Source organism: Sphingomonas mali NBRC 15500 (assembly GCF_001598415.1).
In the GTDB taxonomy this organism is placed as follows: domain Bacteria; phylum Pseudomonadota; class Alphaproteobacteria; order Sphingomonadales; family Sphingomonadaceae; genus Sphingomonas; species Sphingomonas mali.
In genome coordinates, this window is the sequence record NZ_BCYX01000001.1 from 317,355 (window position 1) to 330,655 (window position 13,301).

The window sequence follows — 13,301 nt, forward strand, 5'->3', positions numbered from 1 at the left end:
GCCGCTCCCGGCCGAGAAGGACTCCTTTTTCGTCAGCCATGAAGTCCATCGATCGCTACATGGCCCGGCTGATCGCGTTGCCGCTTTTCTCCACCCTGGTGATCGCGGCGATGCTGCTCGTGCTCGACCGCATGCTGCGGCTGTTCGACTTCGTCGCGACCGAAGGCGGGCCGATCAGCGTCGTGTGGCAGATGCTGGCCAATCTGCTGCCGGAATATTTCGGGCTCGGCATCCCGATCGGGCTGATGCTCGGCTGCCTGCTCGCCTTTCGGCGGCTGGCGACATCGTCGGAGCTCGACATTCTGCGCGCGGTGGGGATGAGCTACGGACGGTTGCTGCGCGTGCCGTATATGTACACGATCGTGCTCGCGATCCTCAATCTGTTCATCGTCGGCTATGTCCAGCCCAAGGCGCGATATGCTTACGAGAATCTGCGCTACGAATTGCGCACCGGCGCGCTCGGCGCCTCGATCAAGGTCGGCGAATTCACCACCTTCCCGAACAACGGTCCCACCGTCCGGATCGAGGAAAGCAAGGATGAAGGGCGCGAATTGAAGGGCATCTTCGTTCAGCGCAACGACGACAAAGGCGGCTCGTTCGCCGTCACCGCGGAAAAGGGCAAATTCTACGCCGCGCCCGATCCCGACGAAATCATCTTCCAGCTGACCAACGGTACGCTGGTCAGCAGGGAGGCGAAGGTCGCGGTGCCGCGCGTGCTGCGCTTCAACATCTGGAACTTCCCGATCCGTTTGCCCCCGACCAGCGCGTTCCGCGCACGCGGCGGGCGCAACCTGGAATTCACCCTGCCCGAACTTGCCCAGATCGGCCGCGACCGAACGCAACCCGAACCGCTGCGCGACACGAGCCGCGCCGCGTTTCATTTCCGCATCACCGAAGTGGTGTCGATGTTCCTGTTGCCGATGCTGGCGCTGGCGCTGGGCGTCCCGCCCAAACGATCGTCTTCCGCGCTGGGCGTGTTCCTGTCGATCGTGATCATCGTGACCTATTTCAAGGTCAACGAATATGGCGAAGGGATTGGCGGGCTGGGCCGGGTCGACCCGCTTATCGCTTTGTGGGTACCGTTCGCGGTCTTCGCCGGGCTGGTGCTCTGGATGTATTACACGATCGCGTTCGTTCCCGGCGGCCAGCCGATCGGCGCGCTGGAACGCGTCTTCGCCAAGATCAGCAAGGTCGTCGTGCGCTGGCTTCCGTTCAGACGAGAGCGCCGCAACGGTGATGACGACGAGCCGGAGGCCCAGCCGGCATGATCTCGATGCAGTTCTTTCCGTCACGGACGGTGACGATCTATATGGCGAAGAGCTTTCTCGTGCGCACCTTCGCGGTGCTCGCGGCGTTGGTCATCGTCCTCCAGTTCCTCGACGCGCTCAGCGAATCTGGGCGTATCCTCGCGCATCCCGGCAATGGCCAGGCCGAAGTCTGGCATTATATCAGCCTGCGCACACCGGAGATCATTGCGCGTTTCCTGCCTTATTCGGTGTTGCTGGGCGCAATCATCACCTACTCGACGCTCAACCAGAATTCCGAAGTCATCGCGATGAAGGCGTCGGGCCTGTCGGCGCATCAAGTGCTGGCCCCGATGATCATCGCAGCGATCGGCGTGGCGGCGATCAGCTTCGCGTTCAACGACCGCATCGTCAGCCGGGCGACCGCCACGCTCAACCGCTGGCAAAAGGTCGACTATGCGCCGATCCCGATCGACCGCGGCGACCGCGTCAACATATGGACGCGGTCGGGTGACGATCTGATCAACGTCAAGCTGGTCAAGGGCCGGGGCGACGCCGCGACCCTGACCGACGTCACCTTCTACGACCGCGACAAGGCCGGCGAGCTGCAGGCGACGATTTCCGCTCCCCAGGGCCGCCGTGAAGGCAAGGGTTGGCGGATCTGGCCGGCGCAGAAGTTCGACGTCGCCGGCGGCGTGGCGACCAACCTGGGCGCGGTCGTGGTCGGGGAAGGCGTGCGCCCGGACCAGTTCACGCTGGCCACGGTCGATGCCGATGGCCTGTCGTTCACCGAATTATGGTCGGCGATCGGCGACCTCAAGGCAGCGGGCCGCCCGACCAAGGCGCTCGAAGGCGATCTGTGGCACAAATTGTCCGGGCCGCTATCCTCGATCCTGATGCCGCTGCTTGGCGCGATCGCGGCGTTCGGCATTGCGCGATCGGGCAAGCTCTTCATCCGCGCCGTGATCGGCATGGCGCTTGGCTTCACCTATTTCGTGGTCGACAATTTCGCGCTCGCGATGGGCAATCTCGGCGCCTATCCGCCAATGCTCGCGGCCTGGGCGCCATTCGTGCTGTTCCTGATGATCGGCGAAGCGGTGCTGATCCGGACCGAGGAATAAAGCGGCGGTTCGATCGCCGTCGCTTTGCCTGCCCTTCCGTCATGCCGGACTTGTTCCGGGATCCAACCGGCAACACCGGGGACCCCGGAACAAGTCCGGGGTGGCGACGATCAGCGCGCCTTCATCGTGTTGGCGGCAAGGCGGACCGCCAGCGCCGGCAACCCCTTGTAATTACCCTTGTGGTAAGGCGAGTCCGGCTCGAGCGCGGCAGTGATGCGGCGGTGCGCGGTGCCGAGCGCGTGATAGGGTAGCCCGGGCAACAGGTGATGCAGCGCATGATAGCGCAAGCCGACCGGCGCCCACAGCATCGGCAGGACTGCTGGCGGCGGCACGTTGACCGAATCGAGATATTGCGCGGTCACCGTCATTGCTTCGCCCTCATTCTCCCAGAGATGCGCGACGAGCGTGCGTACCTGGTTGATGACTGCGACCGCCGAGGCGACGATCAGGAAGGTCACGAACGCCTTGAGCGGGATGATCCCCGTCGCGGTCAGCGCGATCAGCGCGATCGACCACAAGCTGGCGGCGGCCTCCAGCCGGTGCCACAGCCGGCGCGCCTCTCCCTCGGGCGGTCTGCGCTGGAATGACGGGTTGATCTGCAGGCCCGAATAGCGCGCGACGATGACGCGGCGCAACGCCGGCACGACCAAAGAGAGCGGCGTTAGAATGGCGTAGCGGACCAGCAAGGCGATCGGCGCCAGTGCCGACACCAGCAGGAACGCCGGCAAAGTCCAGGGCTTCATCAGCGCAAGCGGCAGATATTCGGGGTCTTCCGCCGTGCCATAACGCGTCCGGGCGTGGTGGAGGTTATGCACCCCCTCGTACATGAAGCTCGGCGTGAGCAGCGGAATGCCGACCAGCAGGTTCCAGGCCAGTCGGAAACCCGGCACCGCCGAATGCTTGATATGGGTGAGTTCGTGGATGAAGCTTTCGGCGCGATACAATGCCAGGACCGCGACGGCGCCCGCCGCGATCGCCCAGCCGATCGACGGCGCCAGGATCGCACCGGCCAACGCCGCATAGCCGATCGCCGCCGACAGCAGCATGTCGAGCCAATAGATGCGCGGATTGGGCACGTTGAGGTCGCGGGTCAGATCCGCCGCCGCCTTCAGCATTGCCCTGTCGTCGTCGATCCGCACGCGCACGGGCGCGGCATTGGCCGCGCCGGCGGTGCGGCGGTCGAGAGTCGCGATTGTATCCATGGGGATCGCCATTGGCCGAACATAGTGGCGACACGGTGGCATTCCAACGACGAAGCCGCCGCGATCAGGGTGATCGCAATTTCTCATCTCGCGTAAAACGGCATGGCCGCGGGATTGTCGAAGCCACGGACAAGGCCTAACGCGCGGACTGTTCCAGTGCATGAGGTGCCGATGCCCGGTCAACTGACCATCCGCCCGATCGACAGCAAGGGCGACCTGAAGAAGTTCGTCGCCCTGCCCTATCGCCTCTACAAGGACGACCCCAATTGGGTGCCACCGCTGAAGGGCGACGCGCTGAAAAAGCTGATCCCGGGCAAGAACGGTTGGCTGAGCCACGCCAAGCAGCAATTGTTCCTGGCTGAGCGCGACGGCAGGGTCGTCGGTCGCATCTCCGCGCATATCGACACGCTGGCACTCGAAATGCCGGCCGACCAGGGATTCGGACCCGGCTGCGGCCAGTTCGGTTATTTCGACGCCGAGGATGAAGCGATCGCGCAGGCGCTGATCGCCGCCGCCGAGGCATGGCTGAAGGGCCAGGGCATGAACCGCGTGCTCGGGCCGTTGAGCGCGTCGATCTGGGAAGAGCCGGGCTTGCTGATCCAGGGCTTCGATCATCCGCCGACGATCATGATGGGGCACAACAAGCCCGAATATCAGGGCTGGATCGAGCGCGCCGGTTATCAGCCGGTCAAGCAAGTCATGACCTACGACCTCGACATCACCAAGGAATTCCCGCCGATCGTCCAGCGCATCGTCCAGATGGGCGAGCGCAACGAGCGCATCCGTATTCGCGAGGTCGACAAGTCGAAGTTCGATGAGGAAGCGGCGATCATCCTCTACATCCTCAACGACGCCTGGTCGGACAATTGGGGGTTCGTGCCGTTCACCCCGCCCGAGATCGACGATATCGGCGTCATGCTGAAGCCGATCGTCTATAACGACCTGATCCGTATCGCCGAGCTCGACGGCAAGCCGGTCGCCTTCATGATCACGCTCCCCGACCTCAACGAAGCGATCAAGCCGTTGAACGGCAACTTGCTGCCGTTCGGCTGGGCGAAGCTACTATTGTGGTTGCGCAAGCCTCAGGCGAAGACGATGCGTGTCCCGCTGATGGGCGTGGTCAAGGAATTGCAGGCGTCGCGGATGGCGAGCCAGCTGGCCTTCATGATGATCGAATATATCCGCCGCGCCGCGATCTCGCGCTACGCTGCGACGCGCGGTGAGATCGGCTGGGTGCTCGACGACAATCAGGGCATGAATGCCATCGCAGACGCGATCGATAGCAAGGTCAACAAGGTCTATCAGATCTACGAGAAACGGATTTGACGTAAAAAACCCCGCCGCCCATGGGCGGCGGGTATTGGTAATGTTCCGACCCTGGCCGGACGGGGCCATTGTGTACGGCCAGGGCCGGAACCCGCTCAGCGATTGAGCGGATCGAAGCCGTCTTCGCGCATCCAGGCTTCGCGCGTCTTGCAGACCTTTTGCGGAATGCGGGATCCGGTGACGGTGTCGACCACGCAATATTTCGGTTGCGGCGTGGACTCAGCGGTCGGCGTGGCGCGGGCTGCGGGCGCCGCATCCCCAGCCATCCGCGGCTCGGCGGCCTGCGCGGAGCCGGCAGTCATCGTCAGCGCCGCGGCGGTGGCGAAACCTGTCATCATGGTCTTGATCATAGCTTCATCCTTTCGAACGACGCGGCGGATGCCGCGCTTCTACCTTGCTCAGTTATTCTGCGGCTTGGTCGGGTCGACGCCTTCGGCGCGCCATTGGTCGAGCGTCTTGCACACCTTGCGGTCGATGATCGTGCCGGTCGTCGCGGGGACAAGGTAGCAATAGCGCGTCGACCCATTGGCGGCGGCTTGCTGACCCTTCGCGGCCGCAGCGTCGCTCTTGACCTTGCCCGAGGCGAGCGCGGGGCCACCCGCCAAAACGCCCAAGGCCGCGACTGCAGCGATCGTGTATTTGAACATCTTCCTGCTCCTAACTAGCTGGCGGGGGTGACCAGCACGTGTATTGGTGCATTAAGTATGCCAAACACTGAAAATGTTATAAATCAATGATTTAGTGAATGACTACAAATGTAGGCATTGGCACCGCGAACCAAAGCGCGGGATTTTGCACCAAAGATCGGCGAAACTCGCGGCACGATTTACGCCGACGTCAAAAGCGGCGGGCGATCCCCGCATAAAGCTCGATATCGGGTGCATTGCGGTCGAGCCCGGCCACCGCGCCGATATCCAGCTGCACCGTCTTGCGCGGCATCCAGGCCAGCGAGGCCGAGGCGAGGTCCTGCGTGGTCGCGCCCGACGGATCCTCGTCTCGGACCAGCTGATCCTCCAACGTGAAGGTCAATCTGTCGTCGAGCGCGATGCCGACGCCGATCACGCCGCTATAGGCTAGATGCCGCCCTCGGCCGTCCTGATCGACCGCGGCGTCGACTTCTGGCGTCAGCTCGAGGTTGACTGTCTTGGAGAGATCATAAGTCACAGGCACGATCAGACCTGCTCCCCAATCCCCAGCCCCTATCGGCGCGCGGCCGACCGGCAGCGTCACGAATGGTTGGACCGCGACCGACAGTCCACTGCCGTCGGGATTGCGCAGATTGGCCTTGAGGCCGAGCGTCGCGTCGCCAGTGCGGGTCGCGCGATAGGCCGTACCGCCAACGCGTTCTCGAACGATGCCCAAGGGCGTCCAGCCCACCTGCGCCTCGATCGTATCGGTCAGCCCGATCCGCAGCGATGTGTCGCCGATCAGCACCGTATCGGTCCGATAACTGCCTTGTTTGTCGAGCGTCCAGTCACCGAGCGAGGTTTCGACCGACACCTGTCCCGGCGCCATGGTACAGGCCGGCGTGCCGAGCCCCGGCCGCGCGGGACAATAATCGCGATCCTGATCGTCGGCATGCGCGACGGCGGGAACGAGCAATGCCATCGCGAACAGCACAAGCGTCGCGCCGGCTTTCCGGAGATCGCACGCCATCGGCCTAGCGCAACTGAACCCAGGTAGGGGCGTGATCGCTCGCCTTTTCACGGCCGCGATACTCCTTGTCGACGCCGGCATCGGCCAAGCGGTCGGCAGCGACCGGGCTCAGCAGCAAATGGTCGATGCGAAAGCCGGCATCGCGCTGCCATGCGCCGGCTTGATAGTCCCAGTAGGTCCACACGCCGCCCTTGGGGTGGCGCGTGCGCAGGCTGTCGGTCCAGCCCTGGGCAAGCAGCGTGCGATAACGCTCGCGACTCTCGGGCTGCATCAGCGCATCGTCGGCCATGGCGCGGACCGAGAAGGTGTCGTCATTATTGGGGATGACGTTATAGTCGCCGGCGAGCACCACCGGCACTTCCTCGGCGAGCAGATCGCGCGCGCGATCGGCCAGCCGTTCCATCCATTTCAGCTTGTAGTCGAACTTGGGACCTGGCTGCGGGTTGCCGTTGGGCAGGTAGATCGAGGCCACTACCAGCCCGTCGACATCGCATTCCAGATACCGGCTGTGCGCATCCTCGGGATCGCCGGCAAGGCCGCGCTGGCGCTCGACCGGGTCCTTGCCCCTGGCAAGCACCGCGACGCCGTTGAAACCCTTTTGCCCGTGCCACACCGCGCCGTAACCGGCCGCACGTATGTCATCGATCGGGAACCCGTCATCGGCCGCTTTCAGTTCCTGCAGGCAGACCACATCGGGCTGTTGCTCGGACAGATATTCGATCAGCCGCTCGAGCCGCGCCCTGATTCCGTTGACGTTGTAGCTGACGATCTTCACGCGGTGCTTTCGTTTCGATTGCGGCGCCGGCCCGCTCCCCCACCCGGCCTCCCATAGCATATTCTAATTGGGAGGCCGGGTGGGGGAGCGGGCCGGTGCGGTGATCGACAAAAGCTTACACCGAGAAGGACGAACCGCAACCACAGCCCGAGGCCGCGTTGGGATTTTCCACCGTGAAATGCGCGCCGCCGAGCGTGTCGACGAAGTCGACCGAACAGCCGCGCACCAGATCGAGGCTCATATCGTCGACCGCCAGCTTGACGCCATCGGTCTCGACCACGGTGTCGCCGTCCTCCAGCTCCTCGGCGAGGCCGAATTTATACTGAAAGCCCGAACAACCGCCGCCTTCGACCGAGAGGCGAAGGATAGCAGGCTTGCTTTGGCGCTCGGCAATCCAAGCCACGCGCTTGGCGGCGGCGGGAGTCAGCGCAATGTCGGCAGCGAGTGTGGCCATGGTAGGGAGATAGGCGCTCGCCACCCGCTCAGCAACATACCAGTCACGAACATGGAAAAAGGGCCACCCCGGTTGCCCGGAGCGGCCCCTCCTCTCGCGTCCCTCGAGATTGGATTCGTGATCAGTCGGCCGAGTCAGCCGCCGGGGCGGTGCTGACCGGAACGGCGTTGAGCTGCGGACTCTTGATCGCCTGGAGATAATCGGCGGTCTGCAGGAACGGCATCGGATTGACCGCGCGGCCGTCGATACGGACCTCGTAATGGAGATGCGGACCAGTCGAGCGGCCGGTCGAACCCGACATCGCGATCAGCTGCCCGCGCTTCACCTTCTGCCCGGCGGTGACCAGGATCTTCGACAAGTGACCATAGCGAGTCTGAATGCCGCGGCCATGATCGAGCTCGACAAGATTGCCATAGCCGCCCGCGCGCTCTGCACGGTCGACCGTGCCGTCGGCGGTGGCATAGACCGCCGTGCCGGTCCCGCAAGGAATGTCGACGCCCGGGTGGAACGCCGCGGTACCGCGGAACGGATCGCTGCGGATGCCGAAATTGCTGGTGAACTTGAGGTTGCTGACCGGCTGGACCGACGGAATCGAGATCAGTCCGTCCTGCAGCGTATCGAGTTTCTTCCAGGTCTGGAAAAGCGCGCGGAACTGGGCATCTGCGGCCATATCAGCAGCGGCCTCGGCACTATCGGCGGCTTCGTAAGGTCCGCCCATCGCACCATTCTTCGGCTGGAAGCGGTTGGGGTTGATCCCCAATGCCTTGGCCCGCTGCAGCGCGGCGATATATTTCTTCTCGGTGGTGATCCGCGCCTTGATGGCCAAGGCGACCTGATCGTGCTCGACCTGCGTCAACGGCGCGACTACATCGGCCGCCGCGGCCGCGGCCTTGGGATCGATCGGCTGATAGGCCACCGGCTTAACCTCGCCCTGCCCGCTGATCGCGGCGGCAAGCATCGCCTGGCGTGCTTCGACGCGCTTGGCGCGGGCATCGGCGACATATTTGATCTGTTGGATCTTCTCCTGCATGCCAGCGACCTGCGCCTCCATCTTGGCGACTTTCGCCTCGGAGGTGAGCGGCGTTCCGGTGAGCCCCGACAGCGCCACGGCGTTAACGCCGGCCTGCGCAACGCCATAAGCCGAGAAGCTCAGCGTGATGGCGCCCGCGACAGCAACCGCGGCCTGCGTGCGTCCCGCGATCGAGAAACGACGAAGATCGCGGCCATCATGGAAAATGAAATCGCGTGTTTTGAAGAATTGGCGGCAGCGAATGAGCGCGTCCTGCAAATTCGTAAGTTTGATCATGCGTCCCCGGCGACCCTGGCGACGATCACCGCATTAACGGCGACCATGAAGATGGTTGATCCGGACCCAGCCCCTCCGCGTCCGGTTTTGTGAATGTGACAAGTGCCAGCATGTCGTTTTCATGCAAGAGGCGCGTAATATTCGCGGGGCAGACCGGCAGCTTCGCGGGCTGAGTCGTTGAATGGCGGCTTAATCATGCCGCGGAAATGGCGCCGCACCAGGTCGCGCCAATGCGATTCAGCCGCGATTCCAGTTGATTCGCATGCCGTCCGAAACCAGGTCGCGCCGTACGCCACGTGTCGTATCTCGTCGGTGAGAATACGCTTGAGGATTCGAGCGGTTCCCTCGTCGTCTGCGGCGAGGAAGCGATCGATCGTCGCCGGCGTGACGTCGAGCCCTCGCGCCTCGAGCACCATCGGCACCACGGCGAGCCGGGCGAGCGGGTCGTACGCGGTCGCTTCGGCGGCTTCCCACAAGCCATCATGCGCCGCGAGCGCGCCATAATGGCTGCCGAGCGTACGCAGCCGGCGATCGAGCAGCGCGAAGTGCATCGCCTCGTCAGCGCCGACCGAGAGCCAGTCGTCGACGAAATTGCGCGGAAAATGGCTGCCGAATCGCCCCGCGAGATCGAACGCCAGGTCGATCGCGACGAACTCGATGTGCGCGAGCGCGTGGATCAGCGCGATACGCCCGCGCTCCGACCCTCCCTTGCCACGCCTCGGCATGCGGTTGGGCGGGAGCAGTTCGGGTTCGGCGGGCCGCGCCGGCCCGTCGGGCATCGCGACGTCAAAGTCATGCGCCAGATTGCCACGACGCCATGCCCGCACGACCGCACGGGCGCGCTTGACCTTGGCGATGGGATCGCCGGTTTCGAGCACCGAGCGGCAAGCTGCGGCGATGGTAATGCTGGTTTCGACCGAAGTCATGCGGGGGCTTACCCTGTTGGTGAAGTCACGCCAACTGCCCGCCCGCTCACCCCAACTCCCGAACCGCGGCCAGGACCTGTTCGGCATGTCCCGGCACTTTCACTTTGCGCCACACCTTCGCCAGCTTGCCCGAACCATCGAACAGCCAGGTCGAGCGGTCGATCCCCATATACTCACGACCATAGAGCTTCTTCGACACCCAGGCGCCGAACGCCTCGATCACGCCGGCCTCATCGCTCGCGAGCGGCACCGTCAGTGCATATTTGTCGGCGAACTTGCGGTGCTTCGCCGGCGTGTCTTTCGACACCGCCAGCACGGCGGCGCCAGCCTTGTCGAAATCTGCCAACAGCGCAGTGAAATCCTGCGCCTCGCGCGTGCAGCCGGCAGTATCGTCCTTGGGATAGAAATAGAGCACCAGCGGCTTGCCGGCATAGTCACGCAGGTTGATCGTCGCACCGTCAGGTGCCGTCAGCACCGCGTCGGGCAGCGCATCGCCGACTTCAAGTCCCGCCATTCTTCTCTCCACTTACCGATTGCCAGACCCGCGCAACCTCCTGGCGGGTCGCGCTGAAACGCGCAACCAGCGCCTCCCAGCTGTCGGCGCCGAGCGAGCGCAGGATCAGCTCGCGGGTCGGCGATGATGGCGGTTCGTTGTCGGGAGCGACCAGCCGCAGCAACACCAGCATTCGCGTCAGGAAGCGATAATCTTCGCCAAGCGACGCGGGAACTATCCCTTCCCGTGCGAGCATATCGATCGCCGGGTCGAGATCGGGATCGATCGGGACGCCCGGATGCGACAATTGAGCGACGTGGACCGCGAATTCGAGGTCGACCAGCCCGCCCGGCAACAGCTTGGCATCGAGCGATCCCTGGGGCGGCTTGTGCCGCGCCATCTCGGCACGCATCTCGACCGCGTCGGTGATGAGCTTGGCCGTGTCGCGGGGCGCCTTCAGCACTGCATCGATCACTGCGGCCACGTCCCGGCGCGCGCGCTGTGAACCGAACACGGCGCGCGCGCGGGTCAGCGCCATATGCTCCCAGGTCCAGGCATCCTCTTGCTGATATTTGGCGAAGCCCGCGAGCGAGACGACCAGCGGCCCTTGCGCCCCCGAGGGCCGCAGTCGCGTATCGATCTCGTACAACGCGCCAGCCGCGGTCGGCACCGACAGAGCAGCGCTCAGGCGTTGCGCGAGGCGATTGTAGTAATGGACCGCGCCAAGCGGCTTGGGGCCATCGGATTCGGCGGAGAAGTCGCCGGTGAAGAGATAGATCAGATCGAGGTCGGAGGCATGCGTGAGCGCGCCGCCCCCGAGCCGTCCGAGCGCGAGGGTAAGCAATTCGCTGTCGGGTACGTGACCGTGCGCGCGCGCAAACTCGGCGACCGTCGCTGCGCCGAGGACCTCGATCGCCGCTTCGGCGACAAGGGCATAACCATGCGCGACCTCCATCGGGTCGCTCGTCCCGGCAACCAATTGCGCCCCAAGCGCGAAACGTTTCTCTCCGACGACGAGACGCACGCGTTGCAAAGCGGCTTCGTAATCGTCCCCCGCCTCACCCGAGCGCATCTCCTCGGCAAGCGCGGTGACATCGCCTACCGGCTCCAGCGCGGTCGCATCGATCAACCCATCGAGCAACGCCGGCCGGCGGCTCAGCGCGCCTGCCAGCGGCGGCGCGTGGCTGAGGATTGTCGCCATCAATTGCCCCAATTGGGGCCGCGCCTCGATCAGGCGAAAGAAGTTGATCGCGCTCGGCAACCGCGACAGCATCGTGTCGAGCTGCACCAGCGCGGCGCGCGGATCGGGCGCCTGGCCAAGCGCCGACATCAGTCCCGGCAGGACCGCCTCGAGCGCCTGGCGCGCGGCCGGGCTACGCAATGCGGGATACGATCCGCCCCGCCATCGCTCGATCATCTGGACCGCGCTCGCGCCGTCGCCGAATCCCATCGCGCCCAGTTGCGCCGACAGGCTGTCGGCATCGCTGGCCAGCGCTGCCTCGTCGCGAGCGTCGAGCGAGTCGTAGATTTGCCCGACTCGTTCGACGTGCGGCCGCAGCATCGCGATCAGACCCGCGCTATCCTCGAACCCCGCCAACCGGCTTACGCCCTCGAGCGCTTCTCCCGCGCGCGGCAGCGCATGGGTCTGTCGATCGTCGACCATCTGCAATCGATGTTCGATCGTACGCAACGCGACATAAGCGGACTTCAGCGCGCGTGCCTCTTCGCTCGTGATGCGGCCGCCGGCGCATAGCCGGTCGAGCGCGTCCATCGTCGCCGGGGCGCGGAGCGACGGGTCGCGGCCGCCATGGATCAGCTGGTGGATCTGGGTGAAGAATTCGACCTCGCGAATGCCGCCGCGCCCGCGCTTGAGGTCGAAACCCGGCCCGAAAGCCTGGCCTTGTGCGTGGTGGTCGCGAATCCGTCGGGTAATTTCGCGGATCTCCCCGACCGCGCCAAAATCGACGGCCCGGCGCCAGACGAACGGGCGGATAGCGTCGAGAAAGCGTTGACCGAGCGCCATGTCGCCGGCGCAGGCACGCGCGCGAATGAAGGCGGCGCGCTCCCAGGGCAGCGCCTGGCTCTCATAATAGGAAATCGCCGCGTCTACCGGCAGCGCGATCGGCGTCACCTCGGGTGACGGGCGCAGGCGCAGGTCGACGCGCAGCACATAGCCCTCGCCATCGCGCGCCTGGAGCAGTTCGACCACGCGCCGCGCGATCCGTACCGCCGCTTCCACCGGTTCTTCTCGCGCGCGATGCGGCAAGGTCGTCGGGTCGAACAACAGGATCGGGTCGATGTCCGACGAGTAATTGAGTTCGTGGCTGCCCTGTTTGCCGAGCGCGATCCCGGCGAAACCGCTCGCGTCGGCATCGGGCGCCCGCTCGCGGATCGCGGTACGGATCGCGAGGTCGAGCGCGCGGTCGGCGAAGTCGGTCAACCGCCGGGTCACCCCAACCAGGTCGAGTGCTCCGGCGAGGTCAGCGATCGCGACGATCAACGCCTCGCGACGCCGCGCCCGGCGCAGCGCGACACTGACAGGAAGATCGGGATCGAACGGTGCCGGATCGGGCACCACCCCTTGCGCCAGCTGGGCGGCAAGGTCGGGCTGCTGTTCGAGCGCGAGGCGCAGGAACGGCGCGTGCGCTTCGGCCCTGGCAATGGCATCGACGAAACTCTGCGCGGTCACCGGTTTTGCCTAGAGGTTTCAGCAAAAGCTGGAACGGTTGCGGGATCGGCCCTAGTGTCTGTTTCAGCCAAGTTGAGAACGACTCTAGAGCACTCGCTCGCGTCCGCCA

Annotated in this window: 13 protein-coding genes; 3 read left to right on the forward strand and 10 right to left on the reverse strand. The window is 64.8% G+C overall.

The window, feature by feature from the left end; genetic code table 11:
* Positions 1-38 precede the first annotated feature (38 nt).
* Complete coding sequence (gene lptF / locus SMA01S_RS01430; protein ID WP_174543062.1) at positions 39-1,268, forward strand: LPS export ABC transporter permease LptF; 1,230 nt, start codon at positions 39-41, stop codon at positions 1,266-1,268.
* Positions 1,265-2,365: an LPS export ABC transporter permease LptG gene (gene lptG, locus SMA01S_RS01435; RefSeq protein ID WP_174543063.1), complete on the forward strand. Its 1,101-nt coding sequence runs from the start codon at positions 1,265-1,267 to the stop codon at positions 2,363-2,365. Before lptF ends, lptG begins: the two co-directional genes overlap by 4 nt.
* Before the next feature lie 110 nt (positions 2,366-2,475).
* Here the strand turns inward: lptG and SMA01S_RS01440 are convergent, their stop codons facing one another.
* Positions 2,476-3,567 carry a fatty acid desaturase family protein gene (locus tag SMA01S_RS01440; RefSeq protein ID WP_066816849.1) on the reverse strand — a complete coding sequence of 364 codons (1,092 nt, stop codon included), beginning with the start codon at positions 3,565-3,567 and terminating at the stop codon, positions 2,476-2,478.
* Positions 3,568-3,738: 171 nt separating this feature from the next.
* On the opposite strand from SMA01S_RS01440, the gene SMA01S_RS01445 reads away from it, so the two are divergent.
* Positions 3,739-4,893: a hypothetical protein gene (locus SMA01S_RS01445; RefSeq protein ID WP_066816499.1), complete on the forward strand. Its 1,155-nt coding sequence runs from the start codon at positions 3,739-3,741 to the stop codon at positions 4,891-4,893.
* 95 nt (positions 4,894-4,988) lie between these two features.
* Here SMA01S_RS01445 and SMA01S_RS01450 read toward each other — a convergent pair whose 3' ends face one another.
* From SMA01S_RS01450 to SMA01S_RS01490, 9 genes are all read right to left on the reverse strand, one after another.
* Complete coding sequence (locus tag SMA01S_RS01450) at positions 4,989-5,243, reverse strand: hypothetical protein (RefSeq protein ID WP_066816500.1); 255 nt, start codon at positions 5,241-5,243, stop codon at positions 4,989-4,991.
* 48 nt (positions 5,244-5,291) lie between these two features.
* On the reverse strand, positions 5,292-5,540 hold the full coding sequence (locus tag SMA01S_RS01455) for a hypothetical protein (protein WP_066816501.1): 249 nt from the start codon (positions 5,538-5,540) through the stop codon (positions 5,292-5,294).
* A gap of 190 nt (positions 5,541-5,730) precedes the next feature.
* On the reverse strand, positions 5,731-6,549 hold the full coding sequence (locus SMA01S_RS01460) for a transporter (protein ID WP_066816502.1): 819 nt from the start codon (positions 6,547-6,549) through the stop codon (positions 5,731-5,733).
* A gap of 4 nt (positions 6,550-6,553) precedes the next feature.
* Positions 6,554-7,324, reverse strand: a complete 771-nt coding sequence (gene xth / locus SMA01S_RS01465; RefSeq protein ID WP_066816504.1) for an exodeoxyribonuclease III — start codon at positions 7,322-7,324, stop codon at positions 6,554-6,556.
* 115 nt (positions 7,325-7,439) lie between these two features.
* Complete coding sequence (erpA, locus tag SMA01S_RS01470; RefSeq protein ID WP_066816506.1) at positions 7,440-7,778, reverse strand: iron-sulfur cluster insertion protein ErpA; 339 nt, start codon at positions 7,776-7,778, stop codon at positions 7,440-7,442.
* A 121-nt stretch (positions 7,779-7,899) separates the two neighbouring features.
* A complete protein-coding gene (locus SMA01S_RS01475) occupies positions 7,900-9,084 on the reverse strand; it encodes a M23 family metallopeptidase (protein ID WP_066816507.1) in 1,185 nt (394 codons plus the stop codon).
* Positions 9,085-9,203: 119 nt separating this feature from the next.
* Positions 9,204-10,010 (reverse strand): ferritin-like domain-containing protein, encoded by an 807-nt coding sequence (locus SMA01S_RS01480; protein WP_066816511.1) that lies wholly within the window; start codon positions 10,008-10,010, stop codon positions 9,204-9,206.
* 46 nt (positions 10,011-10,056) lie between these two features.
* Entirely contained in the window at positions 10,057-10,524 is a 468-nt protein-coding gene (locus tag SMA01S_RS01485; protein WP_066816513.1) for a peroxiredoxin, read from the reverse strand.
* Positions 10,511-13,192: a bifunctional [glutamine synthetase] adenylyltransferase/[glutamine synthetase]-adenylyl-L-tyrosine phosphorylase gene (locus SMA01S_RS01490; RefSeq protein ID WP_066816515.1), complete on the reverse strand. Its 2,682-nt coding sequence runs from the start codon at positions 13,190-13,192 to the stop codon at positions 10,511-10,513. Before SMA01S_RS01490 ends, SMA01S_RS01485 begins: the two co-directional genes overlap by 14 nt.
* Positions 13,193-13,301 lie beyond the last annotated feature (109 nt).

Excerpts from the sequence above, each read along its gene's own strand:
- lptF (WP_174543062.1), top strand. The coding sequence starts at position 39 with ATGAAGTCCATCGATCGCTACATGGCCCGGCTGATCGCGTTGCCGCTT.
- lptG (WP_174543063.1), top strand. The coding sequence starts at position 1,265 with ATGATCTCGATGCAGTTCTTTCCGTCACGGACGGTGACGATCTATATG.
- SMA01S_RS01440 (WP_066816849.1), bottom strand. The coding sequence starts at position 3,567 with ATGGATACAATCGCGACTCTCGACCGCCGCACCGCCGGCGCGGCCAAT.
- SMA01S_RS01445 (WP_066816499.1), top strand. The coding sequence starts at position 3,739 with ATGCCCGGTCAACTGACCATCCGCCCGATCGACAGCAAGGGCGACCTG.
- SMA01S_RS01450 (WP_066816500.1), bottom strand. The coding sequence starts at position 5,243 with ATGATCAAGACCATGATGACAGGTTTCGCCACCGCCGCGGCGCTGACG.
- SMA01S_RS01455 (WP_066816501.1), bottom strand. The coding sequence starts at position 5,540 with ATGTTCAAATACACGATCGCTGCAGTCGCGGCCTTGGGCGTTTTGGCG.
- SMA01S_RS01460 (WP_066816502.1), bottom strand. The coding sequence starts at position 6,549 with ATGGCGTGCGATCTCCGGAAAGCCGGCGCGACGCTTGTGCTGTTCGCG.
- erpA (WP_066816506.1), bottom strand. The coding sequence starts at position 7,778 with ATGGCCACACTCGCTGCCGACATTGCGCTGACTCCCGCCGCCGCCAAG.
- SMA01S_RS01475 (WP_066816507.1), bottom strand. The coding sequence starts at position 9,084 with ATGATCAAACTTACGAATTTGCAGGACGCGCTCATTCGCTGCCGCCAA.
- SMA01S_RS01480 (WP_066816511.1), bottom strand. The coding sequence starts at position 10,010 with ATGACTTCGGTCGAAACCAGCATTACCATCGCCGCAGCTTGCCGCTCG.
- SMA01S_RS01485 (WP_066816513.1), bottom strand. The coding sequence starts at position 10,524 with ATGGCGGGACTTGAAGTCGGCGATGCGCTGCCCGACGCGGTGCTGACG.